At 43.3% G+C, this 25,263-nt stretch carries 24 protein-coding genes; 8 read left to right on the plus strand and 16 right to left on the minus strand.

Going from position 1 to position 25,263, the window contains the following annotated elements:
- Window positions 1-34: 34 nt before the first annotated feature.
- The 5 genes from B1202_RS10730 to B1202_RS10750 all read right to left on the minus strand — a co-directional run bounded on the left by B1202_RS10730 (window position 35) and on the right by B1202_RS10750 (window position 4,379).
- On the minus strand, window positions 35-703 hold the full coding sequence (locus tag B1202_RS10730) for a glutathione S-transferase family protein (RefSeq protein WP_078190590.1): 669 nt from the start codon (window positions 701-703) through the stop codon (window positions 35-37).
- A gap of 2 nt (window positions 704-705) precedes the next feature.
- Window positions 706-2,502 carry a protein-disulfide reductase DsbD gene (gene dsbD / locus B1202_RS10735; protein ID WP_078190591.1) on the minus strand — a complete coding sequence of 599 codons (1,797 nt, stop codon included), beginning with the start codon at window positions 2,500-2,502 and terminating at the stop codon, window positions 706-708.
- 54 nt (window positions 2,503-2,556) lie between these two features.
- A complete protein-coding gene (locus B1202_RS10740; protein ID WP_078190672.1) occupies window positions 2,557-3,327 on the minus strand; it encodes a transporter in 771 nt (256 codons plus the stop codon).
- 14 nt (window positions 3,328-3,341) lie between these two features.
- Window positions 3,342-3,884, minus strand: coding sequence for an ankyrin repeat domain-containing protein (locus B1202_RS10745; protein ID WP_078190592.1), 543 nt, complete (start codon window positions 3,882-3,884; stop codon window positions 3,342-3,344).
- A gap of 129 nt (window positions 3,885-4,013) precedes the next feature.
- Window positions 4,014-4,379, minus strand: a complete 366-nt coding sequence (locus tag B1202_RS10750) for an HPF/RaiA family ribosome-associated protein (protein ID WP_078190593.1) — start codon at window positions 4,377-4,379, stop codon at window positions 4,014-4,016.
- 495 nt (window positions 4,380-4,874) lie between these two features.
- Between B1202_RS10750 and B1202_RS10755 the strand changes: the two genes are divergently transcribed.
- A complete protein-coding gene (locus B1202_RS10755; RefSeq protein WP_078190594.1) occupies window positions 4,875-5,612 on the plus strand; it encodes an outer membrane protein OmpK in 738 nt (245 codons plus the stop codon).
- Window positions 5,613-5,713: 101 nt separating this feature from the next.
- Complete coding sequence (locus tag B1202_RS10760; RefSeq protein WP_078190595.1) at window positions 5,714-6,214, plus strand: GNAT family N-acetyltransferase; 501 nt, start codon at window positions 5,714-5,716, stop codon at window positions 6,212-6,214.
- A gap of 17 nt (window positions 6,215-6,231) precedes the next feature.
- Here the strand turns inward: B1202_RS10760 and B1202_RS10765 are convergent, their stop codons facing one another.
- The 8 genes from B1202_RS10765 to B1202_RS10800 all read right to left on the minus strand — a co-directional run bounded on the left by B1202_RS10765 (window position 6,232) and on the right by B1202_RS10800 (window position 15,733).
- Complete coding sequence (locus B1202_RS10765) at window positions 6,232-6,714, minus strand: DUF1877 family protein (RefSeq protein ID WP_078190596.1); 483 nt, start codon at window positions 6,712-6,714, stop codon at window positions 6,232-6,234.
- 354 nt (window positions 6,715-7,068) lie between these two features.
- Window positions 7,069-7,767 carry an urea ABC transporter ATP-binding subunit UrtE gene (gene urtE, locus B1202_RS10770; RefSeq protein WP_068532840.1) on the minus strand — a complete coding sequence of 233 codons (699 nt, stop codon included), beginning with the start codon at window positions 7,765-7,767 and terminating at the stop codon, window positions 7,069-7,071.
- 10 nt (window positions 7,768-7,777) lie between these two features.
- A complete protein-coding gene (urtD, locus tag B1202_RS10775) occupies window positions 7,778-8,599 on the minus strand; it encodes an urea ABC transporter ATP-binding protein UrtD (protein WP_068532837.1) in 822 nt (273 codons plus the stop codon).
- Entirely contained in the window at window positions 8,596-9,669 is a 1,074-nt protein-coding gene (gene urtC, locus B1202_RS10780; protein ID WP_078190597.1) for an urea ABC transporter permease subunit UrtC, read from the minus strand. Before urtC ends, urtD begins: the two co-directional genes overlap by 4 nt.
- A 4-nt stretch (window positions 9,670-9,673) precedes the next feature.
- The gene (gene urtB / locus B1202_RS10785) at window positions 9,674-11,308 is read right to left on the minus strand and encodes an urea ABC transporter permease subunit UrtB (RefSeq protein ID WP_078190598.1); all 1,635 of its coding nucleotides are present in this window, start codon (window positions 11,306-11,308) and stop codon (window positions 9,674-9,676) included.
- 95 nt (window positions 11,309-11,403) lie between these two features.
- Window positions 11,404-12,690 (minus strand): urea ABC transporter substrate-binding protein, encoded by a 1,287-nt coding sequence (urtA, locus tag B1202_RS10790; RefSeq protein WP_078190599.1) that lies wholly within the window; start codon window positions 12,688-12,690, stop codon window positions 11,404-11,406.
- A gap of 374 nt (window positions 12,691-13,064) precedes the next feature.
- Window positions 13,065-14,945, minus strand: coding sequence for a DNA topoisomerase IV subunit B (parE, locus tag B1202_RS10795; protein ID WP_078190600.1), 1,881 nt, complete (start codon window positions 14,943-14,945; stop codon window positions 13,065-13,067).
- Window positions 14,946-15,133: 188 nt separating this feature from the next.
- Complete coding sequence (locus B1202_RS10800; RefSeq protein ID WP_078190673.1) at window positions 15,134-15,733, minus strand: YqiA/YcfP family alpha/beta fold hydrolase; 600 nt, start codon at window positions 15,731-15,733, stop codon at window positions 15,134-15,136.
- A 243-nt stretch (window positions 15,734-15,976) separates the two neighbouring features.
- On the opposite strand from B1202_RS10800, the gene B1202_RS10805 reads away from it, so the two are divergent.
- Window positions 15,977-17,308 (plus strand): alpha/beta hydrolase, encoded by a 1,332-nt coding sequence (locus B1202_RS10805; RefSeq protein WP_078190601.1) that lies wholly within the window; start codon window positions 15,977-15,979, stop codon window positions 17,306-17,308.
- A 63-nt stretch (window positions 17,309-17,371) separates the two neighbouring features.
- Here the strand turns inward: B1202_RS10805 and B1202_RS10810 are convergent, their stop codons facing one another.
- Complete coding sequence (locus B1202_RS10810) at window positions 17,372-17,899, minus strand: disulfide bond formation protein B (protein ID WP_078190602.1); 528 nt, start codon at window positions 17,897-17,899, stop codon at window positions 17,372-17,374.
- A gap of 20 nt (window positions 17,900-17,919) precedes the next feature.
- Window positions 17,920-19,497 (minus strand): glutamate--cysteine ligase, encoded by a 1,578-nt coding sequence (gshA, locus tag B1202_RS10815; RefSeq protein WP_078190603.1) that lies wholly within the window; start codon window positions 19,495-19,497, stop codon window positions 17,920-17,922.
- Between the two features lie 210 nt (window positions 19,498-19,707).
- Between gshA and B1202_RS10820 the strand changes: the two genes are divergently transcribed.
- The 4 genes from B1202_RS10820 to B1202_RS10835 all read left to right on the plus strand — a co-directional run bounded on the left by B1202_RS10820 (window position 19,708) and on the right by B1202_RS10835 (window position 22,905).
- Window positions 19,708-20,247, plus strand: a complete 540-nt coding sequence (locus B1202_RS10820; protein WP_078190604.1) for a DUF924 family protein — start codon at window positions 19,708-19,710, stop codon at window positions 20,245-20,247.
- Window positions 20,248-20,307: 60 nt separating this feature from the next.
- Complete coding sequence (locus B1202_RS10825) at window positions 20,308-20,865, plus strand: CC0125/CC1285 family lipoprotein (protein ID WP_078190605.1); 558 nt, start codon at window positions 20,308-20,310, stop codon at window positions 20,863-20,865.
- Window positions 20,866-20,891: 26 nt separating this feature from the next.
- Window positions 20,892-22,202 (plus strand): DUF445 domain-containing protein, encoded by a 1,311-nt coding sequence (locus tag B1202_RS10830; protein WP_078190606.1) that lies wholly within the window; start codon window positions 20,892-20,894, stop codon window positions 22,200-22,202.
- Window positions 22,203-22,311: 109 nt separating this feature from the next.
- Window positions 22,312-22,905, plus strand: coding sequence for a hypothetical protein (locus B1202_RS10835; protein ID WP_078190607.1), 594 nt, complete (start codon window positions 22,312-22,314; stop codon window positions 22,903-22,905).
- A gap of 59 nt (window positions 22,906-22,964) precedes the next feature.
- Here the strand turns inward: B1202_RS10835 and B1202_RS10840 are convergent, their stop codons facing one another.
- Entirely contained in the window at window positions 22,965-23,252 is a 288-nt protein-coding gene (locus B1202_RS10840; protein WP_372491143.1) for a DUF2798 domain-containing protein, read from the minus strand.
- A 177-nt stretch (window positions 23,253-23,429) separates the two neighbouring features.
- On the opposite strand from B1202_RS10840, the gene argS reads away from it, so the two are divergent.
- On the plus strand, window positions 23,430-25,220 hold the full coding sequence (gene argS, locus B1202_RS10845) for an arginine--tRNA ligase (RefSeq protein ID WP_078190674.1): 1,791 nt from the start codon (window positions 23,430-23,432) through the stop codon (window positions 25,218-25,220).
- Window positions 25,221-25,263 lie beyond the last annotated feature (43 nt).

Raw genomic sequence — 25,263 nt, forward strand, 5'->3', positions numbered from 1 at the left:
AACTTTTATACAGATCAGATGCGGCGTTGAGCTTTTAACGTGGATACTGTTCCATACGACGGACTGGCTGTTCCAGTTGAGCAGCCGTGATCCATGCCACCACAGAAGGATGCTGCAAAATCTTTTGCATATAACGCTGTGTGTTGTCACTTACAGGTAACTGAAAGGTCTGTAAACGTGTCACCACGGGTGTAAAAAATGCATCGGCAATACTAAATTCACCGCATAGAAAGCCATCCACCGCAGCACGATTCGACCAAATCTGTTCGATTCGCGCTACTTCAGCACGTAATACAGCATGTTCAGACCATAATCTCTGACCATGACGACCATAATCCGGCTGAAGATTCATACTGCATAAGCTACGCAATTGCATAAAACTACTGTGCATTTCCGCGCAAATACTCCGTGCCCATGCACGTTGTGTGGGATCTTTGGGCCACAGTGGAAGCTCTTGAAACTGCTCTGCCAAATATTCACAAATCGCCAATGAGTCCCAAATCATCACAGCGTCATGTTGCAGTAGGGGCACCTTGCCATTGGCATGTAGGGCTAACATTTGCTGCTTGAACGCTCCGCCATCTGCTTCTTCAGAAAAAGGGATCAAGATCTCTTGAAAGGGTAAATTAAACGCGTGTAACACCAACCACGGTCGCATAGACCACGTCGAATAGTTTTTATTGGCAATATATAATTGCATCATTTTTATTCTCCACGCGATTTAAATTTTTCCAATTGCGCTAACAATTCTTTCTCGCTAAAAGCACCCGTCAAGCGTAGTCCACGTATCTCTTGATGCGCTGTATCTAAAAATAAATAGGTTGGTGGCCCTAAAATATCCCATTGATTGAGCAGAACTTGATGGGTTGCATCATACTGACTCAAATCCAACTTAATTAAATAATACGGTGCCAAAGCCTGTTGTACTGCTGTCGATTTTAAAACTTTATGTTCAATCGGCTGACAGGCCACACACCAATCGGCATAGACATCAATAATCGCGGATTGACCTTGAGGAATTTCACTTAATAACCGTTGAAACTCTTCCGCTGTATGTGCCACATGCCAAGCACTTTGTTGTAGATTTTCTTCGACTAAAAAACGTTGGCTATGTTGATATTGACTGTACACAATATAAGGTACGGCTGCACAGAACACCAAGATATACAACCATTTGAGCTGAGTACTGCGCCATAAAATGCGCCAAAGCACATAAGCGCTAAACACCAGACCCAGAGCAAGGGATAACCACTGTAACCAAGCTTCACTGATCAATGGTCGAATAAAATACAAAGCCAATGCCAACATAATGAAAGCAAAGAGCACCTTGATTTGATTCATCCACAAACCCGCTTTAGGCAATACCCGTGAGCCAAGGACACTGGCCAACAATAGCGGGGTACCCATGCCAAAGCCGAGAGTGAATAACAATAATGCACCTTGCCACTGACTTTGGGTTTGCGAAATAAATAATAATGCGCCTGCCAACGGTGCTGTCATACAAGGACCGACCAGCAATGCTGAAATCATCCCCATGACCCCAGCGCCAACGAGACTACCGCCCTTTTGCATCGACTGCGCTTGGTCTAAGCGATTGACCCAACTGCGTGGCAATTTCAGCTCAAATAAACCAAATAAATTCAGGGCAAAAACCACAAAGAGCACGCTAAAGGCAATTAAAGTCGAGGGTTGTTGCAACCAACGCTGGAAATTCAAACCTGCAGACGACGCCACCAAGCCAAGAATGGCATACACCATCGCCATACTGGTGACAAAAGTCAGTGCAATCATCCACGCTTTTAAACCTCGGCTGTCGCGAACAATCAGTGAGGTTAAAATCGGCAGCATTGGCAATGAACAAGGGGTAAAAGCCAGCAAAAAGCCCAGGCCAAAAAACAGCAAAAGTCCATAAAATATAGAGCTTTGTGCTAATTTTTCAGACCACATTTGGTCACTTGCGGTATAGCGTTCAGAAGCCAATGCAGCATTCTCTGCCCTTTGCTGATCTAAACGATTCGCCGTGGGCTGTTCGGCATTATTTTCTGCTGCGAAGTCGAGTAAGCGTTTATTTGGACTGGCAAGATTTTGCTGTGTGACCAAGCCAGAAGCATCCGTTTCAAAGCTGATGCTCTGTGGTGGATAACACACCCGATCCTTGGCACAGCCTTGCCAACTGACTTGATAGGTCTGCAGTTTTTGAATCGGAATTTTAAAACTCAACTGTTGGTAATACACCTGCGTATGACCATAGTTATCGTCTTTTAAATCCTCAGCAGCAGGCAAATCCAAAGCTAAAACTTGATTGCCCTGCTTCACCTCTATTTTGTGCTGATACAGATAATAATGCGCTGGAATATCCCAACTCAGCTCCGCCTGATCTGCACGATCAGAGACAACCGAGAAAGGAAAAGCATCTTCAGCTGAAAGTAATGCATCCTGAGCAGAGACGCCCATACTGAACGACAGCACAGCCGCTGCCGCAACATAAGTCCATTGTTTCATTCAGCTGAATTCATCCTCAGTCTGTATTAATACGTTTTAAAATTTAGGGTTCTTTTAGAACAGGTAAGATACGCCCAAACCTGACTGATAATTTTTATGACCGCCAGTGAGTTCTAGACCGACGCTCGCATCCAACTGCATACGATCCGAAACGGCATATGTCAGACCTGATGCCAAAGACACTTCCTGATCGGTACTCTCTGCTTTGCGATAAACCAGCTCAGAGAAACCCGATAAATTACCCGCTATTTGATATTCCAATCCAGGAATAGCACTCACAGCCCAATCACCATCTTGAACTTCGTAACGCATGGTCATTGAAGTCCCAATTGTATCGCTATAATCATAAGCCACAGCGGAAGTCAGACTATAAATATCGTCCTCAGCACTAAAACCTTCATTGCCTGTCGCAATAATCGCTTCAGCAAGAATGGCCATCGACAACTTCTCATCATTCAAATCAATGGCTTTTTTCAGGCCAATGCTGACATCACCCAAACCATCGTCTTCAACTGAGCGACCCGCAACTTTGGTTTTAGACCATGTAGGACCTTGCCAACCCAATTGCAATTCCAAATCTTTTGCCAAACCAGTACGGAATAACATGTCTGCATTTAAAGTGGTGTTTTTTACTTTTTCACCATTTTCATCACGACTTTCACTATAGCTCGCTGCTGGCAAACTTTGTTCCCATGCCAAACGACCTACAGGGGTAATGCCTGTGCCCATACCCGCGCCCGGACGGTCAAATGAAAAATCCGCCGCAAATGCAGACAGGCTCAAACTGGATAATGTTGCAATGCTTAAAACTTTAAATACAGTCATGTTTTTACTCACAATTATGCTAATTCTTTGGTCATTTTTGCGCCATGGCTACGCAAAAGCTCCAAGGTTTGTTTTTCTTCTTCCAATGCTTCTGACCAATTTACCGCGTCAAAATCACAGTCAAAAAATAATTCACTAATCGACGATAAAATGGTTAAACCATCGCTATCAATCATATTTGGATTCACTTTTTCATCCAATAAGCGCTGTACCGCAGGGACACATGCTGCACTCGCGGCGTCCCATAATGGACCATAAATTTCTTCAGCATCCCATAAATGCACATTGGCTTTGGCTTGAATCAGCGCTTCCAAGATTTGCATATGTACATCTAAATGTTGTGTTTTCTGTTCTGCTGTTAAGGGTTGGCCTGCTTCATACGCTTCGCAAACCATTTCCCACCATTTAAACAAACCATCAGACCATACAGAAACCGCAGGTCCTTTTTCAAAGTCGATAAAATTTGGATTAAGACCATCTGCCAACAGGCGTTGCACCTGTGCAAGATCTTGTTCTTCTAACGCTTGCACAAAAAGCTGTTGTTGCGCTGTTAACATCTGGAAAACTCACTTCAATTTATTTTGATCTATTATGCCGAATAAAGCTGCGTTTGTTTGAATTTCATGTAAAACAAAATATAAAACACACAAAAAAAGCCCCGCAGGGCTTTTTTTAAATTTTGAGACTTATTCGTCGTCTACGCTGTCATCCGCTTCAGCAAAAGCAGGTTGCGTACTGCGTGGGTTCTCTTTCTTTTCGAATACATGTTCAAGACTACGTTTAAGTCGATCAATTGCACCGTGAATAGCTGTATCTACATTATGACCACGATGGTTGACCACGACAGGCTTCAAACCTGCTGGACGCGCTTCAATCATACATTTAATGTCGTCGCTGCCGCCCTTATCCCCATTTTCATCACTTAAATGCACCGAAAAGTGGGTAATGCGTTCACTATGGCGCTGAAATTCTTCATTAAGTTCTGCACGAACGTATGTAATTAGTCGATCACTGTTTATAATGTTTTTATCTGTACGGATTTCAATGTTCATAATATCATCCTCATATCTATCTGTATTAGCTATAAAAATTTGTGCAAAACTTATTATCTTGGCACGTTACATTTGCTGTAAATGTTACAGCAATGACCATCTTCAACTTTGTATGGAACGTCGTCCTCCACATTGAATGATGAACACTTTAGAGTCTGCAGATCCGTGTCCTTATACTTCGAATATCGGTCTTAAGTTAGAATTTTGCAAGTGCTATTTTGATATTTTTTTAATATCCATACAAAAAGTAAGACTTTATTGTAGATTTGCATTGTTTTAATTGATTTGGGTCATATTTTTGTGCATTTCCTCGACGTCCACCTTCTATTTGCACAATTCCATTCAAACTCAAAATCTCGCTTTTACCATCATCGATCATTCACAGCGTATTTCCCCTTCAAATTACAAAACAATTTTGCCGTTGAGTAAAATTTGGCTTTATTTTTGCTTAATAATCTGTATGCTTTCAGTGCTTCTCGGGGGAGATATTTTTTAATGAAACTTACACAAATCGTTGCATCATGTGCATTAGCATCTGCTGCTGCTTTCACTCAAGCTTCACCTATCGTATGGCAAGATTTCAGCTTAACTGGCTTATATGGTGAAAACTATGAAGTTGGTACTGAAGACCGTACAACGATCACAGCCGAATATGCAGCTAAATTGAAATATTCAGATGTATTCTTCTTCGTTGACCAACAATTGGATGGTAACGATGATCAATCAACTTATGCAGAATTAGCGCCACGTTTAAGCTTAGGTGAAGTTTCTGGTAAAGACCTTTCTATGGGTCCAATCAAAGACGTTCTTATTGCAACGACTTGGGAACATAATGCGGGTTACGATCACCACAACTCTGAATTTAACAACTTCTTGTACGGTGTAGGTTTCTCTCTCGATATTCCATATACACAATATGCGAATGTGAACTTCTATAAAGCGGCAAACGACAAGACTAAAGATGATTATCAAATGACGATCACTTATGCAGTGCCGTTCAAACTAGGTTCAGAAGAGTTTTTAGCAGATGCCTTCCTTGACTGGTCAACTGCTGAAGCAGACCATGCAAGTGAATTAAACTGGACATCTCAATACAAATGGAATGTGGGTAAACACATTTCACCAAAAACTAAGTTATATGTTGGTATCGAACATTCAGTTTGGAACAACAAATTTGGTATTAAAGGCGTAGACCAAAACGATGTCAGCGCATTGGTGAAATACCACTTCTAAGTTCGACTCAGAACACTATGAAGAAAAAAGCAAGGTTCATGACCTTGCTTTTTTTATGCCTAAGTTTTTAAATTGACTTTATTTTTATCAGAAATTTGCGCATGTCTTTTCTCATTCGACCTGCAATTCCACAAGACTTAGCGGCCATTCTCGCAATATATAATCATGAAGTTCTCAACGGCTTTGCGACATGGAATGATCAAGCTTATACCCTTGACTCTTTTCAACAGAAATTGCTGGAATTCCAAAAGCAAAATTTTCCATTTGTGGTGATTGAAGATCAGGATCAACAGCAAATCGCCGGTTATGCTGACTATGGTTCTTTCCGTCATTTTGCTGGCTATCGACATACTGTTGAGCATTCTGTCTATATTGACCCAAACTATGCTCGACAGGGTCTTGGTCAGCAACTATTGGAGCACCTAATTCAGCATGCCAAAAGCCAAAATATACATGTGATGATTGCAGGCATTGATCACGGCAATAGCGCCTCGATTGCCCTGCACAAAAAATTAGGCTTTAAGCAAACAGGTTATATGCCTGAAGTGGGACAAAAATTTGGTGAATGGCGTGATCTGGTCCTGATGCAACTTCAGTTATAGCCCGTGTTGAGCTGTGTTTATGGTAATTTATCCAAACGAATACCATCTTGTATCACACTCAGCACCGATAAATTATGACGCACCGCATCACGATAAAGATCTTGTAACTGTAAAAAAAGCAGTTTTAATTCGGCCAATTTAAGCTCTTGCTCAGGTGCGGTTTCTGCAATCGTGACCAAATAACGTTTTTTGATTTCATCCACGCTTAACTGTTGTAATGCCTGATGGATTTCTGCAACGCGAACTACAGTATTGTAATGCACTGCAAGGCTCAGTCCCGGTCGTCGCTCTGACAATGGATGTTCTGCCTGAATGGCATAACTCAGTGCCGCAGCTGAGTCACTGTTCACACTTAATAATGGATTCAACTCTTGCCATGCCTCCCCTAAAAAAAAGGAGTGTTGTACAAAGGGTGAATCCAAGACATCTTGAGGGGTTTCTGCTTCTAAAATCAGTGTTTCCAAATCATTCGGTGGGATCAAATATAATATCGCGTCCATATTCTTATCTTCTTGTTATGTCGTACATTTAGATTAATGTAATCCACACAAAAATAAAGCAGATATTTTGTATATTCGGCCGCATTTGATCGAATACTGATGGATTCCAATTCGCCTTTTACCCAAGTTTCAGTACTGCGCTTAGCATCATTTAAGCACTAGATGCTGAAGCTTCAAATAACGATGCTGAGAACAACTTAAGCTTATGGCTTAAAACAAATTTTTTTTGAAGCCCCTCGTTTTTTTGATGCCACTGCCATGACCAGCAACGATTTTTTGATCGTAGTAAATTGAATGAAAAGAGTAACGAGCTTGATTCATACAAGCCCGCCACACATCGCAGTCAACTAAATGTTAAATCGCCACCAGTTCCCGAATGCCCTTTTCAGGCATTTCACTACCTACACCTTGCGCAATCACTTGCCCCCGCGCCATCACGGTATATTCATCTGCCAGTTCTTCTGCAAAATCATAAAACTGCTCAACCAAAACAATCGCCATTTCTCCGCCATCGGCTAACTGACGAATCACACGGCCAATGTCTTTAATAATCGAGGGCTGAATGCCTTCGGTCGGTTCATCTAAAATCAATACCCGTGGTTCGGAAGCGAGCGCACGGGCAATCGCCAATTGTTGCTGCTGACCACCAGATAAATCTCCACCTCGTCGATGTTTCATTTCATCCAATACGGGGAAAATCTCATAGAGATGTTCTGGCACTTTTCGGGTCTTAGCGCCCTTAAATTTTGCCATCCCAATCAGAATATTTTCTTCAACGGTCAAGGTCGAGAAAATATCCCGCCCTTGCGGTACATAAGCTAAGCCTTCACGTACACGTTGCTCTGGACTCAGCTTAGATATGTCTTTGCCATCCAGTAAGATCTGCCCTGACTTGATCGGTAAAATGCCCATTAAACATTTTAAGAGGGTGGTTTTACCCACACCATTTCGCCCGAGCACCACCGAACATGCGCCCACAGGAGCGGCAAATGTCACATCTCTTAAAATATGACTGCCGCCATAGAACTGATTGACGTCTTTGACTTCTAACATGGTCTGCTCCTTAACGTCCGAGATATTTTTCAATGACATCTTCATTGGCTTGAACTTCGGCCAATGTACCCTCTGCCAAAATCGCACCTTGCGCCAATACGGTGACTTTTTCACTGATGGTGTCAATAAAGCTCATGTCATGTTCAACCACGATAAGGGTATGGTTCTTTTTCAACTCTAAACACAGCTCAGCAGTGCGCTCTGTTTCAGCATCGGTCATCCCTGCTACGGGTTCATCTAGCAGAATCAACTTTGGACGCTGCATCAGTAGCATGCCTATTTCTAACCACTGCTTTTGACCATGTGACAACAGCCCTGCCGGTTTATGGATTAATTCTTCTAAGCGGATTTGTGCTAAAGATTCGTCCAAGGCGTTTTGCGCATCTGGATCGAGTTTGCTGAAAAAACTCTTTTTCACCCGTTTATCTTTCGGTGCTGCCAATAACAGGTTTTCCATCACAGTAAAATTTTCAAATACAGTAGGCTTTTGAAACTTACGACCGATTCCGGCTTCAGCTATTTGCTCCGTGCTCATTTTTGCCAAATCATAGGTTTGCCCAAAAAAAGCCGAACCTTCTGTTGGGCGAGTTTTCCCCGTAATCACATCCATCAGCGTGGTTTTGCCTGCACCATTGGGACCAATGATGCAGCGAAGTTCACCCTCTTTGATATATAACGACAAATCATTTAATGCGCGGAAAGAATCAAACCAAACGCTGACTTTTTCCAAATACAGGGCAATCCCGTGACTGAAATCCGCACCCTGCTCCTTCGGTCGTCCATAGCCTTCAGCGGCATGGCCGCCATGCGGTTGAACCCATTGATCATTCATTCGCTGCGCTCCTTTTTAAACCGCTCTAATAGCCCAATCACGCCTTTTGGCAGGAATATCGTTACCACAATAAATAGCGCACCTAAAATCAATAGCCATGCCTCTGGATAAGCCACCGTGAAATAGGTCTTCACCCCATTAATTAAACCTGCACCCAAAATTGGGCCAATCAGCGTACCGCGCCCCCCTGCAGCCACCCACACCGCCATTTCAATCGAATTGACAGGGTTCATCTCACTCGGGTTAATAATGCCGACTTGAGGGACATACAGAGCGCCTGCAATCCCTGCGATCACTGCGGACAAGACCCATGCAGAGAGCTTGTACCATAAGGTGCGGTAACCCAAATATTGCAAACGGTTTTCACTGTCACGAATTGCACCAAGTACACGACCATAGGGTTTATTCATCAGGTGACGTAAACCGACAAAACAGATAAGCAAAGTCAGTGCCGTGAGGAAACACAGGGTTGCACGCATTGGTGCAGCGGTAATATCCATGCCTAAGATGGTTTTAAAACCGGTAAAGCCGTTGTTACCGCCAAAGCCTGTTTCATTGCGGAAAAACAGTAGCGCCGCAGCAAAGGTCATGGCTTGGGTAATAATTGAAAAATACACGCCTTTAATTTTGGAGCGGAAGGCAAAGAAGCCAAAAATGAAGGCAATCAGTCCCGGGACTAAAACCACCAAAGCCAATGCCCACACGATATGTTCAGTGCCCATCCAGTACCACGGTAGCTCAGTCCAACTCAAAAAGCGCATAAAGTCGGGTAAGCCATCGCCTGCCGCTTCACGCATGAGATACATACCGAAGGCATAGCCGCCCAAGGCAAAGTACAGACCATGCCCCAAACTTAAAATCCCGGCATAGCCCCAAACCAAATCTAAAGCCAATGCCACCAAGGCAAGACACATAATCTTGCCAATGAGCGTGACCCAATACGCTGATAAATGCAGTGCTGAATCGGCGGGTAATACATGTAACCAAGGTAAAATCAGTAAAATGGCAAAGCACACGGCAATCGCCATACCGCTATAAGGTTTATCCGATAATAACGAAGTGATTTTCATGCGCTTACTCCACAAAACGGCCTTTGATGGCAAACAAACCTTGTGGACGTTTTTGAATAAACAAAATCACAAGAACCAGTAGAATAATTTTCGCTAAGACCGCACCCATGCCGATTTCCAACACTGTGCCACTGACACCTAGACCTAAGGCCGCCAATACTGCGCCCCATACTTGGCCAACACCGCCAACCACAACCACCAAGAACGCATCGATAATATAGTTTTGACCTAGATCAGGACCGACATTTCCGACTTGTGCTAAGGCACAGCCTGCAAGACCTGCAAGACCCGAACCTAAGCCAAAAGCCATCATGTCAATGCGGCTAGAACGGATACCTACGGCCTGTGCCATTTGACGGTTTTGCGTCACGGCACGAACAAATAAACCAAAACGGGTTTTATTCAGCAAGTAAACCAGCAACAACAGTACCGCAACGGTAAAGCCAATAATGGCAATGCGGTTATAAGGCAGCATCAGGCTCGGTGTCACAGCGATCCCTCCTGACAGCCAAGAAATATTTGACACCTCGACATTCTGCGCACCAAAAACCATGCGCACCACTTGCATTAAAATTAAGCTCACACCAAAGGTGGCTAATAGTGTTTCCAATTGACGGCCATACAAGGGACGAATAACAGTACGTTCAATCAACATGCCGATCAAAGCGCTTACAATAAATGCGGCAGGAATCGCGGCAATGAGGTACCAATCGACATAGCTACTGAGATAACTCTTAAACAGGCTTTGCACCACATACGTGGTATAGGCCCCGATCATAATCAGTTCACCATGCGCCATGTTAATTACGCCTAGCAGACCATAAGTGATGGCTAGTCCCAACGCTGCAAGCAGTAAAATACTGGCCGTGCTGAGACCTGAAAAGACATGTCCAGTCCATTCACTGGCCTGAATACGGGTTTTAATATTGCTCTTGGCTTCTGTCAGTGCAGCTTTTAACTCGGGATGCAGATTGGCTTGTTGTAATTCCTGCTCCACCATTGCCAACACATCGGGACGGTTAGAATCTTGCAGCACTTTAGCCGCCTGTATTTTTTGTAATACATCGGGGTTTTGATAATCCAAGCGTGCTTTGAGCTGCGCTAAACGGGCTTTAACTTTGTTATTTTTTTCATTTAAATACAATTGATTAATATTTTTAACATCCAACTCAGCCAAGTTATTTTCTAAAATATCGATCGCATCTAAACGCTGGTTTAAATCATCCGATTGAAGCTTTTCTTTCGCTTGCGCAAAAGTTAAGGCTTTACGAAGGGTATTCACCAAGGTGACTTGGGATAAATCGGCAGGCCAATCCGTCACGGTTTGCAAATCCGGATAGCTCAATAATTTTTCGTCAGTTTCTAAAATATAGGTTTGACCACTTTGACCACTATATAACTGGTCTTTTTCGACCAATGCAGCCAACTGATCTAAGGATTCAATATCGCCCGGCCATTGATTCAATAAACTGCGTCGCTCGGTAAAACTCCCGCGAACAAATTGCTGAATGGCGTCGCCTTGCTGCACAGATTGCACCGTAGGCACCACATCCGCTGCTGTTTCTGCATGCACGATTTGCAGACAAAATAATTGGCTCAGGAATAGAAAAAGGATCGGGAAATTGCGTAATTTTTTCATCTTATAAGCATCCCTATTGAGTAATAGAACAACCCCATCTAGGGATCACATCAAAACATGCCCACTACACAATGGCAGCAGGCATTCGGATTGAATTATTTCGGGATGTACGGGCTCCATGGCTCTGCAGCAATGGTTTTTGCCGTTTTGTGTACCACATCAAACTGACCATCGGCACGGATCTGACCAATCATGACTGGTTTATGCAAATGATGGTTCGACGCATCCATTTGCAAGGTATAGCCCGATGGCGCTTTAAATTCTTGGCCGGCCATAGCTTCACGCACTTTATCGACATCTGTGCTTCCTGCTTTTTCTACCGCTTGTTTCCACATATTGATGCCGACATAGGTAGCTTCCATCGGGTCATTGGTCACAAATTTATCGGCATTTGGCAGTTTGTACTCCACCGCATACTGCTTCATTTTGTTGGTGAATTCAGTATTCACTGGATTTTTCACTGACATGAAGTAGTTCCACGACGCTAAGTGTCCGACCAGCGGCTTGGTATCGATACCGCGTAATTCCTCTTCACCTACAGAGAAGGCCATCACTGGAATATCCGCAGCTTTGATGCCTTGGTTGCCCAATTCACGATAGAACGGCACATTTGAATCGCCGTTAATGGTCGAGATCACAGCAGTCTTTTTCCCTGCCGCAAACTTCTTCACATTGCCCACAATGGTTTGATAGTTGCTATGACCAAATGGGGTATATTCTTCCATGATGTCTGCATCGGCAATGCCTTTCGACTTCAAGAATGCACGTAAGATTTTGTTGGTGGTACGTGGGTAAACATAGTCTGTGCCCAATAGTACAAAGCGTTCTGCCTTACCACCCTCTTCACTCATCAGATATTCAACAGCAGGAATCGCTTGCTGATTCGGTGCTGCACCTGTGTAGAAAATATTTTTAGACTGTTCCTGACCTTCATACTGAACAGGGTAGAACAATAAGCCATTTAATTCTTCAACCACGGGTAAAACCGACTTACGAGATACCGACGTCCAGCAACCAAAAATCACGGCTACTTTGTCTTGGGTAATCAACTGACGGGTTTTTTCCGCAAATAATGGCCAGTCCGATGCTGGATCAACCACCACAGGTTCTAATTTTTTGCCCAAGACCCCACCATTGGCATTAATTTCATTAATCGCCATCAAGGCCGTATCTTTCAGAGAAGTTTCTGAGATCGCCATCGTGCCTGACAGCGAATGTAAGATCCCAACTTTAATGGTGTCACCACTTGCTGCAGCGGCTTTTGGTTCAGATGCAGCGCTTTCTGTTTTTTCTTCTGTAGGTTTTGAACAGCCCGTTAAAGCAATCGCCCCAGTCATCGTTGCCGCTAAAATACTTTTAGCAAATACATTGCGTTGAAACATTATTCACACTCCCAACCTAAGCTTGTATGTCACATTTTTAAAATGCATTTGTTGTCTTTCATCACAACAGAGCAATTCAATAACTGTGCCAAGCCTTATTTTTTATTTTAATTGAGTGCTTTTATTTATTTTTAAATGTTATTTTTCATATAGTTACAATCATAAAATTTGCTTTTAATTTTTTATGGGTCGATTCAAAAATCGTAAAATCACCGCAAAGATGCATACAAACTTGTATCCAACATTTGACCTATAATTGAACAATTTTGCGACGTTTTTCAAAAAACACGGTGTTTTGGCACACAAATCATGCAGCTTTTCCTAAATTTGAAGCAAAAAAAAACCACTTGCGTGGTTTTTTCCTTGTTGCAATTTTAAACCGCTAAATCGGCCAAATTACCCTTCTGTTCCAACCAATGTTTACGGTCTGAAGAGCGCTTCTTCGCCAATAATTTGTCGAGTAAACCTGAAGTAAACTGTACGTCATCCAAGTCCAGTTGCACTAAACGACGTGTATCGGGATCCATAGTCGTTTCACGCAGCTGACTCGCGTTCATCTCGCCCAATCCTTTAAATCGTGTGATTTGAGGATTTTTGGTTTTACATTTCTTTAAGATGCTTTCTAGTTCATCTTCATCCAAGGCATAGTGCACATCTTTATTGTCATCTATACGGAACAGCGGTGGCATCGCCACAAACAGATGTCCTTCCTCAACCAAAGTATGGAAATGTTTGACGAACAATGCACAGAGTAAAGTCGCAATGTGCAAACCATCTGAGTCGGCATCGGCCAAGATACAAATCTTGCCATAACGTAGTTCTGATAAATCATCACTGCCCGGATCTACACCAATCGCAATCGCAATATCATGTACTTCTTGCGATGCTAAGACTTCATCAGAAGACACTTCCCAAGTATTTAAAATTTTACCGCGGATCGGCATGATCGCTTGGAAGTTCTTATCACGTGCTTGCTTGGCAGAACCACCTGCAGAATCCCCTTCCACAATAAACAGTTCTGATTCTTCGAGGGTATGGCCCACACAGTCGGCCAATTTACCCGGTAAAGCTGGACCTGAAACGATCTTTTTACGTTCCACTTTTTTCGCAGCTTTTAAACGGCGACCAGCCTTAGCAATCACCATTTCAGCCAGTTGCATGGCAATATCGGAGTTTTGATTCAGCCACAGTGCAAAAGCATCTTTGGCAATATTTAACACCACACCAGAGGCTTCACGGCTTGAAAGTCGTTCTTTGGTTTGACCCGAAAATTGTGGCTCTTGGAATTTCAAAGACAGAATAAAGTTGACACCATCCCATACATCTTCGGCAGACAGTTTCATATTCCGTGGCAATAAATTCCGTAATTCACAGAATTCACGAATCGCATCTGTCACACCTGAACGTAAGCCGTTGACATGGGTACCGCCTTGCGCGGTCGGGATGAGATTGACATACGACTCTTGAATGGACTCACCGCCTTCCACATTCCAACAAATCGCAAACTCAGCGCTGGCACGCTCTGCCTCACCAGTCGCCACAAATGCAGGAGCAGGAACGATATCACGGTCTTGCAGTTCATCCATCAAATAGTCAACCAGACCATTTTCAAACTGCCATTCAATTTTTTCGTTATTGATTTGATCGACATAAATGATTTGTAGACCGGCTGCCAATACTGCTTTAGCTTTTAAATTATGTTTAAGCGCTTTTAAGGCAAATTTAGGTGAGTCAAAATATTTCGCTTCAGGCCAAAAATGCACAGTCGTTCCTGTCGCACGTTTGGCACATTTACCTTCTAAAACCTCCAGTGGCGCAACTGGTTCACCGTGTTCAAAGGCCATTTTATACAGGTTGCCATGACGTTGAACTTCTACCTCAACACGGTTGGACAATGCATTGACGACAGAAATCCCTACACCATGCAAACCACCTGAAAATTGATAATTGTCTGTGCTGAATTTACCGCCGGCATGTAGTTTGGTCAGAATGATTTCAATCCCGCTTTGACCATACTCAGGATGGATGTCAACTGGCATCCCACGACCATTATCTTCAACTGACAATGAGCCATCTTTATACACTGTCACGGTAATTTTATTGGCATGTCCTGCAAGCGCTTCATCGACGGCGTTATCTATCACTTCCTGCGCCAAATGGTTTGGTCGTGTAGTGTCTGTATACATCCCCGGACGACGACGTACCGGATCTAGGCCAGATAAAACTTCAAGTGATTGAGCCGTATATTGCGTCACGTTGCAAAATTCCCTGCTTTTTTGGTTAAAACATTTCTTCAAGCGCTACAGTATATGCTTTTTTATTAAAATGCATATCTCTTGCGATCAGCCGCCATTTTCTTAAACAATTTAAACGTCAAATGATGTCGTAACTGCCCATTTTTTGTATGTTAGATCTAGCTGGTCAGCATTTGTATTGGATCATTTTATTTAGGCATATTTTTGACAGCATCGGACAAAAACTGCAAGAGCATCGGTATTTTTTCTGCAAAATCATCCATGCCATGTGTTCCACCCACCTCAGTGATCAGCATGGCCATGCCGGCTTGAGTCGCACTATAAAAATCAGCGGCATCTCGATAATCCAAGGTTTCATCACCTTGTTGGAGCAAGACCAACAGTTGATCTGCGTTCTCAACCTTAGATACAGCCAAAGCCTGCATTTGATTGAGCTGTGCATCATCTAAGCACCACGTTTCCGTCACCTGATAAGGCAATGCTGTCTCGCCAAATAAATCGCGAAATAATTGCCATGGATAGACCGCAGGATTGATGAGCACCGCAGGAATGTGATGGCGCGCCATCCACTGCGTCGCATAAAAGCCACCTAAACTACTCCCCACCAAAACCACATCATCCAAACCTTCAATCAGCTCTGACATCTGCTGCATCACCTGTAACGGTGGCATATTCAAATCTGGCAAATGTACGTGCACACCAATTAAGTCTGCGCAATAGCGCCGCAATATCTGTCCTTTCACTGAATTTGAGTTACTTTGAAAACCATGCAAATACACAATATTCATCATTTTGATTCCAAATTGATCTTTAAATTGCTTTAAAAGTGGCATATAAGTGTTAACTGCGTCACATTTTATAAATTTGAATTTTTAGTAAAATTGTCAGACAAAAGGCATTCACCGACTGGTCTGTTATCGGTATTGTAAAAGCTGTTCGTGAGAATTTTATAAAATAAACAATGAAACTTCAGGCTATTCCAGTAATAAATACAATCGAGGGATAGCATTGAATGTAAGGATAGGAACATTATGCCTAGCTTAACACCATTGCATGAAACCTATTGTAAATGGGATCGCACACCACCCAGTCAAGCTGATGTTCTGGAAGGTTTGGCACAGCTCGTGACAATGCGTTTTAGTGATGTCGTGCATGACTTGATCAAAAACATTCAACGTGAAATTTTAATCAGTATTTTTGGAATGAGCGAACAAGGCTCGAAAGCCTTTCATAAGCAGCCGACCATTGCACGGATTTATGAATTTTCTTACAACACCTTTTTCAATTATGGCAATTATTTACTCGCACCTACGCTGCGTAGCATTATTGAAAAATTCCCACGCTTACACGACAAACCCCTCACCCCGTCTTTACATTTTTTAGTGGGCGCGCTGAATGGGGTCTTGGGCGACTATTTACTGAAATATCACAACCCGATGGCCTTACCGATGGTGGTTTACGACCATTATGGTGCGGTACAAAAAGGTGAATTAACTGGTCGTATTACCCTGTTGATTCATGGGCTCTGCATGAATCATCTGTCATGGTCGACAGCCAAATATGGCGGCATCGGTGAGAAATTACTGTCACAACGTGACCACAACACCATGCTGTATTTAAATTACAACACGGGTCGTCGTATTTCGACCAATGGCCGTAGCCTTGCCAATACATTAGAAGATTTGGTCCGCCGCAACCCGGGTATTACCAGTATCGACTTAATTGGTCATAGTATGGGGGGCTTAGTGTCCCGTAGTGCCATTTTTTATGGCAAACAAAATATGTATCAATGGATTCATCAAGTTGAAAATCTAGTCTGCTTGGGCTCACCACATCATGGTGCGGTACTTGAACGTGTCGGATTTCATCTGCAAGATCAATTGGGACGTTTCCCCTTGGTCAAAATCGTGGGGCACGTGGTGAATATTCGCAGTAACGGCATTTTAGATTTGCGCTATGGCAGCGTGCGTGATGATGATTGGGAACATAATGATGTCCGCATTGGGTTCATGGATGACAACCGTAAGCCTGCCCCGATTCCATCACATATCAATACCTACCTCGTGGCAGGAACCATCGAATATGAACATCGTCGCAATAAAACGCGACATGTAATTGGAGATTACTTGGTCAGTGTAAAAAGTGCATTGGGGGAACACCCAAATGCACGTTATCAGCTTAAAGTGCCAGATTCACATAAAGCGATTTTTTATGGCCTGAACCATTTTGAAATTCAGCATCATCCGCAAGTGGCCGAGCAAATCGTGCATTGGTTCTATCCAAACAATGACGATAAAGCTTGTGATCATATCTATGAATTTATGATGGACTTGGAAAGTATGGAAGGCATTGCCCTAACGTAAAATTTCCACCATGTGTATGCGTAAAAAAGCCCTCAACTGAGGGCTTTTTTATATATCACTGAATTAGAATTTATCACGTAAACGTGGCACTGGTTTGCTTGGGTATTTACGCAATAACTGCCAAAGACTGAGCAAAGTTAAGACCGCAAAAAACACCAATGACCAAACCGGTAAGGATTGCCCCAAGAACGTCCAATCTACTTTGGCGCACTCACCAGAGCCGGTCAGTACTTGTTCAAAGACTGATTTTAAGGGCAGCGTTTCTACCCAATAATCCAGTCCCGGGCCACAGCTAGGTACTTTGTCTGGCGGTAAATTTTGCAGCCAAATATGACGCGCAGCCACCCCAGCAGACCATAGAATTGATAGTGTCCCCAACAATGCGTAAATGCGTTTACCCCAATTCGATGCTGGATTGTGAATCAACGCAATCAATGAAATAATGCCGAGTCCAATCAAACCAATACGTTGGAATACGCACAACGGACAAGGTTCTAAGCCTTGTACATGTTCTAAAAACAGCGCAAAAGACATACCGATCACGCTGGCTAAAAACAACAAACCACTCACGAAGCGGAAACTCCATTTCATGGTAAATCCTCTTAAATTTTTTATCTAAAGTTTTTCAAATATTCTTCAAAACTCAAGGTGCAGTCTTGCTCAAGTTGAGCCTGTTTTTCTAAAGACTGCTCAGCAGCTTGTGCAAAGTATGCTGCAGTTTCAGGGCTCAAGACATGCTGCTCATACACTTCAGCATGTTGTAAGGCCATAAAGCTACCAAAGCCCCAAGTTCCACCTTGTTCTAAAGTATCGCTAATCATACGTGCCGACAATGTTTCATCGACTTCATCGATGCGTGATTGCATCACAGCCATTGCCTGAGTGTAAATATCTGTATTGTAAGAATCATCCAGCAATTCAGCCAACGGTTGCATCGCAGCGACATGTGTACGACACCATGTTTCAATTGGAACCGCTTGGCCTTGCTGTAAAATCACTGCGTTTGGCGCACGACCACGGTTTACCACTTCCGCCTGATTTTTCTCAATTTCATTTTGTTCGGCATCTAACAATGCTGGGCTGTCTTGCAATAAACAGTATAAAGCCACCACTTCGAGCAAGCCTGCCGTGTCTTCATTGATCCCAATCGGGCTATAAGGATTGACGTCTACCGCGCGTAATTCAACATAACCTACGCCACGATTTTGCAGGGCTTCAGATGGTGTTTCACCATCCTGTGGCACTTGTTTCGGACGAACCAAACTGTAGTATTCATTTTCAATTTGCAACACATGGTCATTAATTTGAATCGGTTCACCCTGTTCATCATTTAAACCTAAATGACTAAATGCGGCATACGGGGTATGTACCGCTTTTTGCAAACCTTCCAAATACGCCTGAATGTCGTTGTAGTGAATCCCTAACTGTTTTTGTGCTGAATTTTGATAGCCAAAATTTCCCATACGCAGCGCCGTTGCATAAGGTAAAAATAACGTGCCTTTTAAGAGTGGTAACAGCTGGTGTTCACGTCCAGTCATAAAACATTTACACACCGACGGGCTCGCCCCAACCAAAAACATCACCAATGGCGTTAAACGAATAAAATTACGGATCAGGCCAAAATAACGATGACTGCGATAATCCTGTAAGCTCAATGCTTTGAGAGCATCGTCAGTTTCGTGCTGTTGCAGTGCTTCAAAGAAATGATCTGGGAAGGATAAATTATAATGCACCCCTGAAATGGTCTGCATTCGGCGACCATAGCGCACCCCTAAACCACGACGGTACAAGGTTTTAAAGCGCCCAATATTCGAGCTGCCATATTGCGCTAAACGAATACTGTCTTCGTCTTTATCCAACATGCATGGCATCGACAACGGCCAAAGTTTTTCACCATGTTCCAAATGCGTATGCGCAACAGCATGAATATCTTGCAGATAATTCAACGCCTCGGTAATGGTTTCTTTTGGCGGTGTGATAAATTCCATTAAAGCTTCAGAATAGTCTGTCGTAATATGCGGATGAGTCAAAGCCGCACCCAAAGCTTGGGGATGGTCGGCCTGAGACAAGAAACCGTTGCTTTGCATACGTAAGCTTTCACGCTCAATACCGCGCAACATTCCTTTAATCAGCGAAGAATCTACCCAAGTCGGTAAAATGTCTTGAGAGGTCGATTCGGGTTGACTCATTGCTATCTCGCTTAAATGGAAGAAACTACTAAAATAAAATCATCAGTTTATATCAGTATAACGCGATTTGAAGTGGGCATATGACCCACTGTATAGTTTTGAGACAAACCGTGATTTTATTTTGGCAATTTTTTATCACAAACTTACTCTATATGACATTTGAAATTTGTGATTTTATAAACAAATATATGCTAATAATGCTTAAAACTTATGAATTATCAAGATATTCTCGAATTTTGGTTTAACCCAGAAAATCAGCCTAATTGGTTCGCTAAAAGCAATAATTTTGATGTTTTAATCGAAAAAAAGTTTAAAGACATCCATCAAGCGGCCAGTCAAGCAGAACTGTGGCAATGGCGTACTACTGCCGAAGGTCGATTGGCTGAAATTATTGTTTTAGATCAATTTTCTCGAAATTTATTCCGTGACTCTGGCTTGGCTTTTGCCCAAGATGCACTGGCTTTGGCGCTTGCACAAGAAGCTATCGCGCAGGGTTTAGATCTACAATTAAGCCCTGAACAGCGCTCATTTTTATATATGCCCTTTATGCATAGCGAATCGACAAAAATCCATCAAAGCGCGTTAAAATTATTTGAGCAACTGGGCAATCCGATCAACTTAGAATTTGAAAAAAAGCATAAAGTGATTATTGATCGATTTGGACGTTACCCGCATCGCAATGCGGTATTGGGCAGAACATCCACAGCAGAGGAATTGGAATTTTTAACCCAACCCAATTCTAGCTTTTAATTGACGGCTTTTGGCCAGTATCTCCCCCTTGCCATGAACCGACTGAACAGGAGTATGCGCATGAACAAACTCATTATTGCAGCAGCCTTGACCGCAGCACTGGGCTTCACCGGCTGTGCAAGCACCCCATCGAAGCCTTTAACCTTCGAACAATTGGGTCGTTATGCTGCAACGCCATTAAATGCTCAAAGCTATCGGATTAGCTTCCAAGCTAGACCCAATATGAGCTATGGCACTGCCGAAGAAATCACCTTGGTTAAAGCTGCTCAAACCACCCTACACAATGGCTTTCAATATTTTAAAGTCATGGATGACCCGAGTAATCGGAGTCAAAAACCGCCGCGCCAAGCAGTGATTTACCCAGACCCTATGCCTTATCCATATGGCTATTACCGTCGCCATCCCGGCTTTTGGCCAGGCCCGTTTTATGACGTTCCACAGGTGGTCACACTCGATCCAACTCAAGTTTCCTACAGTATTACTTGTTATAAAGATCGTGCCAAAGCCCCTCAGGATGCCTTTGATGCTCGCTTGATTTTGCAGTCACTCGGGGCTAAATATGGTTTAGACAGCCAAGGAAATCCTTTGCCTGTAGCCGCTGAGCCTACCACCAAATAAGTCAACCTATAGAGACCCGATCATTGATGAACCCAACTGAACAGCCCGCTGTTTCGCCCAGTCTGCAACGCAGTAAACGCTTCGCCACCATTGCTTTGGTGGTGGCGGTGCTGGCGTGGATTGCATTGATGATCGCAGCTAAATTGCTGCCCGAATACGTCTGGCTTATTCATATTTTAATGCTTTCAGCAGAAGCTGGCGTGGTTGGTGGTTTGGCAGACTGGTATGCGATAACCGTCTTATTTCGCAATCCTTTTGGTCGGATTCCGATTCCCAAATTTTTACGTGATCACACAGAAATTATTCCACGCAATAAAGCACGCATTGCCGAGTCGATGGGCCGCTTTGTTCAGGAAAATTTTCTTTCACCACAAGTGGTTGAAAAAAGCTTAGAGGAAACGGATCTCTCTCTTGCCGTCGGGAAATGGTTGGCCAATCCGCACAATAATGCGCAAGTGACCCAAGTCATTCAGCAAACGGTCCCGAAAATTTTCGAATTTGTCGGTCAGGAACAAATTGGACGCTTTATCCAAAATAACAGCGTGCAATGGGTGCGCAATACGCAAGTCAACCATCTTGCCAGTGAAATGCTGCGAGCAGTTTTAGAAAATGATTTCCATCAAGATGTCCTGCAACGTGGACTAGATTTAGCCCATGATTGGATGTTACAGCACCCTGAACAAACCCGTGATTTATCACGTCAGTTGTTTAAAGAACTCGGTGTTTGGAAGCTCGCCAAAGGTGCAAGCTGGATTGGTATTGATGTACAGCAGCGAACCATTGATTCACTGGTCAGTCGTGTCGAGTCAATGCTTGCTGACCATGAACATCCGTGGCGCCGTAAAATCGAAGACATGGCACAGCAGCTTATGCAGCAACTGGCGGACAATCAGAGTGTTGCCAGCCAACGCCTGAACAGCACCAAAGATGCCATGCTCGATAGTCCACAAATGTTGAATTTTATCAGTGGTGCAGTGGTGATTTTATGCGACGCGATTCGTTCTGATTTAGAAAAACCCGACTCTGGGATTGCACAAAACCTACGTGTCGCCATTCAACAAGTGGGCGAAAATATTGTCTCTAACGTCGCTGTACGCCAATTGCTGAATGAAAAAATGAGTGATATTGCCATCAATCTCTCCGACCAATACAGCGAAAAAGTCATTCGGTTTATCAGTGAGCGTATACACGAATGGGACTCACGTGAAATGATCGATAAGATCGAAAACGAAGTCGGTGGCGACCTGCATATGATCCGAGTCAATGGTGTCGTGGTCGGCGGTTTTATTGGCCTAGCACTGGGGATTATTCGTGCCTGTGTAGAATGGCTGCTTTAGCTGCCCGCTAAAGACCTCATCACAGGAGATGATAGGCCGCAGGTTTGAGCTTTATGCGTAGAACCGTTAAACTTTGCCGATCCTAAAATTTAATAGAACAATAAAATCTATGCATTTACCTGCCATCTATACACTACCTTTCATTCTGATCATCAGTAGCTTAAGCGCTTGCCAGACCATTTCCAAAACCAGCAGTACAGTCAGCGACAAAGTGATGGGGATGCTCGGTAAAGAAAAAGCCCCTGAAATCGATAAAAAAGGCACGGTCGATATCAGCAAAAGTACCCAACAACAGTTAGAAACCCTACTGACCAATATGCCGAAAAATCAGTGGGTCTATATTGAAAATGATCAACAAGGTACATCTACCCTCAAAAATAAATCGGCAGACAGTTTCACCTTGAGCCTCAAATTGAATTGCAAAATCAGCACTCAGCGCCCAACGTTCAGTTTAAGCAATGCAGATGGCCAAGATATTCTAAAAGCCCATGACACGAATGTGGGACAAATTCAAATTCTGCTCGACAATAAAAACTTTGGAAATCCGTTTGAGACAGCCAATCAGCAAAAGTTTCAAAACTTTAAAACCGCTATCGCTCAAGCCAAAGTCATTAAAGTGTTTAATGCCTCAAAACTCTATACCTTCCAAAACAACAAAGCCGAGTTACTCTCTAAAGCGGTGAGTTGTCGCGATAGCCTATAAATATTCGGGGCGAAATGCAGTAAGTCACCGTTTGACTCAGCTGTGACTTACATGCAGGCTTATTTTGCAGGTGGCTGTGGCCCTGACATATCGACCAACAAGCCTGTAAATTTTCGAACAAACGGCAATAAAATCAGCACAATGGGGAAAGCAATTGCCCAAGAAATCATCCAATTATGCAGCCATAGGGTAAGAAAACCCTCAAACCAACCTAAATTTCTGAGCATATTAATAAACGAAATAATGCCGCTCATGAGACAGGACAAAATAAACGGCACGATAATCAGCGCCCAACGTGCAGCTAACTTCGGCACATTGCCAAAAATTTTAGGGGTGGGTTGTGACATGTCCATATACTCGAGCAGTGATCCTGAATCGCTAAACCACTTATATCGTTTTACTTCGATATAAGCAATGCTTCACTTTTATCGAATATTTTTTATTCGCAACAAATGGGTTCACCTAAAGAGCCTGAAATTTGCTATATTTACCGTTTTTCTGCGACATTTATTTTTCGACTGATTATGAATACGGCAATACAAGCAGCGCTCGATCATGCAGTGCAATCCCTTCAAGCTGAAGGTGTACTCCCAACTGACTGGAACAATACTAGCAATTTGACCCGAACCAAAGACCGAAGCCACGGTGATTTTGCGTCAAACATTGCCATGATTGCCTCTAAAGCTGCAGGTATGAAGCCGCGTGATTTAGCCGAAAAAATTCTGGCGAATCTTCCAGAAGTCGCAGATATCAGCAAAGCAGAAATTGCAGGTCCTGGCTTTATTAACTTCTTTTTAAATGCTGACCAACGTTTTGCTGTCTTAGACCAAATTCAAGCTCAGAAAGATCAGTTCGGTCGTACACAGGCCAATGCTGAAAAACGTGTTCAAGTGGAATTCGTTTCAGCCAACCCTACATCTAGCCTACACGTTGGTCATGGTCGTGGCGCAGCTTACGGTATGACCGTTGCCAATCTTCTTGAAGCAACAGGTGCCAAAGTTGACCGTGAATACTATGTCAACGATGCTGGCCGTCAAATGGATATCTTGGCGACATCGACTTACTTGCGTTATTTAGAATTGACCGGTCAACAACTGGTCTTCCCTAAAAATGCATACCAAGGCGACTACGTTAAAGAAATCGCACAAAGCATTATCGACAAAGATGGCGATGCTTATGTACGCCCTGTTGCCGACATCTACAAAGATGTTCCTGAAGATGTGCAATATGCTGCTGAACTCGATAGCGAAGGCAATAAAGTCGTTGTTTCAGGCGATAAAGAAAAACACATTGATGGCCTAATTCATAATTCACAAAACCATTTGGCTGCGGGTTACCGTGTGTTCCATCAAGCTGCGCTGAAAGCCATTCTTGATGACATTAAAGATGACCTCGGTGAGTTTGGCGTGACTTTCAATCAATGGTTCAGCGAAGCAACCTTGACTGAAAAAATTGATGAAGCATTACAAATGCTCGATCAACGTGGTTTCTTATACGAAAAAGATGGCAACATCTGGTTCAAATCAACTGAATTTGGTGATGAAAAAGACCGTGTTGTAAAACGTCGTAATGGTCAAACTACGTACTTCGCATCTGACATTGCTTATCACTTAAATAAACTGCAACGCGGCTATACCGATATCGTGGATATCTGGGGTTCAGACCACCACGGTTATATCGCACGTGTGAAAGCAGCGATTGATGCGCTTGGCTATGATTCTAAAAAATTGACTGTGCTATTGGTTCAATTTGTGAGCCTATGGCGTGGCGGCGAGATGGTTCAAATGTCATCTCGTTCAGGTCAATTCGTGACTTTACGCGACTTACGTAAAGAAGTGGGCAACGATGCTGCTCGTTTCTACTACGTCATGCGTAAATCAGAACAACACATTGACTTCGACTTAGACCTTGCTGTATCTCAAAGCAAAGACAATGCGGTGTACTACATCCAATACGCACACGCACGTATCTGCCGTATGCTCGAAAAAGCGGCTGCGACAGACGTTCAATTCTCTGCTGAAGCTGCACGTCAATTTGCAGCTAAACTTGAGTTAGAAGCTGAAACTGAAGTTCTTGCTAAACTTGCAGCTTATCCTGAAATTGTGGTTCGTGCAGCAAACAGCTATGAACCACATCAAGTGGGTAACTACTTGAAAGAATTAGCGGCGTTGTTCCATGGTTGGTACAACGAAAATAAAGTCTTGGGTGATGATGCAGAACTGACTCAAGCGCGCTTATTACTGTCTGTAAACGTACAGCAAGTTTTACGCAATGGTCTTGAATTATTGGGTGTGAGTGCACCTGAATCAATGTAAGCCATTCTTAGCATACGTTAGAATCCGTCCATGTATGACCATA

Origin of the sequence: Acinetobacter amyesii (assembly GCF_002018365.1) — a bacterium.
GTDB lineage: Bacteria > Pseudomonadota > Gammaproteobacteria > Pseudomonadales > Moraxellaceae > Acinetobacter > Acinetobacter amyesii.

What these genes read in the sequence shown, in the direction of transcription:
- urtA (WP_078190599.1), bottom strand. Translation starts at nt 12,690, where the DNA reads ATGTTTCAACGCAATGTATTTGCTAAAAGTATTTTAGCGGCAACGATG.
- B1202_RS10755 (WP_078190594.1), top strand. Translation starts at nt 4,875, where the DNA reads ATGAAACTTACACAAATCGTTGCATCATGTGCATTAGCATCTGCTGCT.
- B1202_RS10800 (WP_078190673.1), bottom strand. Translation starts at nt 15,733, where the DNA reads ATGAATATTGTGTATTTGCATGGTTTTCAAAGTAACTCAAATTCAGTG.
- B1202_RS10730 (WP_078190590.1), bottom strand. Translation starts at nt 703, where the DNA reads ATGATGCAATTATATATTGCCAATAAAAACTATTCGACGTGGTCTATG.
- B1202_RS10840 (WP_372491143.1), bottom strand. Translation starts at nt 23,252, where the DNA reads ATGTCACAACCCACCCCTAAAATTTTTGGCAATGTGCCGAAGTTAGCT.
- urtB (WP_078190598.1), bottom strand. Translation starts at nt 11,308, where the DNA reads ATGAAAAAATTACGCAATTTCCCGATCCTTTTTCTATTCCTGAGCCAA.
- B1202_RS10820 (WP_078190604.1), top strand. Translation starts at nt 19,708, where the DNA reads ATGAATTATCAAGATATTCTCGAATTTTGGTTTAACCCAGAAAATCAG.
- B1202_RS10750 (WP_078190593.1), bottom strand. Translation starts at nt 4,379, where the DNA reads ATGAACATTGAAATCCGTACAGATAAAAACATTATAAACAGTGATCGA.
- B1202_RS10830 (WP_078190606.1), top strand. Translation starts at nt 20,892, where the DNA reads ATGAACCCAACTGAACAGCCCGCTGTTTCGCCCAGTCTGCAACGCAGT.
- dsbD (WP_078190591.1), bottom strand. Translation starts at nt 2,502, where the DNA reads ATGAAACAATGGACTTATGTTGCGGCAGCGGCTGTGCTGTCGTTCAGT.
- B1202_RS10760 (WP_078190595.1), top strand. Translation starts at nt 5,714, where the DNA reads ATGTCTTTTCTCATTCGACCTGCAATTCCACAAGACTTAGCGGCCATT.
- urtE (WP_068532840.1), bottom strand. Translation starts at nt 7,767, where the DNA reads ATGTTAGAAGTCAAAGACGTCAATCAGTTCTATGGCGGCAGTCATATT.
- urtC (WP_078190597.1), bottom strand. Translation starts at nt 9,669, where the DNA reads ATGAAAATCACTTCGTTATTATCGGATAAACCTTATAGCGGTATGGCG.
- B1202_RS10835 (WP_078190607.1), top strand. Translation starts at nt 22,312, where the DNA reads ATGCATTTACCTGCCATCTATACACTACCTTTCATTCTGATCATCAGT.
- B1202_RS10765 (WP_078190596.1), bottom strand. Translation starts at nt 6,714, where the DNA reads ATGGACGCGATATTATATTTGATCCCACCGAATGATTTGGAAACACTG.
- B1202_RS10740 (WP_078190672.1), bottom strand. Translation starts at nt 3,327, where the DNA reads ATGACTGTATTTAAAGTTTTAAGCATTGCAACATTATCCAGTTTGAGC.
- B1202_RS10825 (WP_078190605.1), top strand. Translation starts at nt 20,308, where the DNA reads ATGAACAAACTCATTATTGCAGCAGCCTTGACCGCAGCACTGGGCTTC.
- B1202_RS10805 (WP_078190601.1), top strand. Translation starts at nt 15,977, where the DNA reads ATGCCTAGCTTAACACCATTGCATGAAACCTATTGTAAATGGGATCGC.
- urtD (WP_068532837.1), bottom strand. Translation starts at nt 8,599, where the DNA reads ATGAATGATCAATGGGTTCAACCGCATGGCGGCCATGCCGCTGAAGGC.
- gshA (WP_078190603.1), bottom strand. Translation starts at nt 19,497, where the DNA reads ATGAGTCAACCCGAATCGACCTCTCAAGACATTTTACCGACTTGGGTA.
- B1202_RS10810 (WP_078190602.1), bottom strand. Translation starts at nt 17,899, where the DNA reads ATGAAATGGAGTTTCCGCTTCGTGAGTGGTTTGTTGTTTTTAGCCAGC.
- argS (WP_078190674.1), top strand. Translation starts at nt 23,430, where the DNA reads ATGAATACGGCAATACAAGCAGCGCTCGATCATGCAGTGCAATCCCTT.
- B1202_RS10745 (WP_078190592.1), bottom strand. Translation starts at nt 3,884, where the DNA reads ATGTTAACAGCGCAACAACAGCTTTTTGTGCAAGCGTTAGAAGAACAA.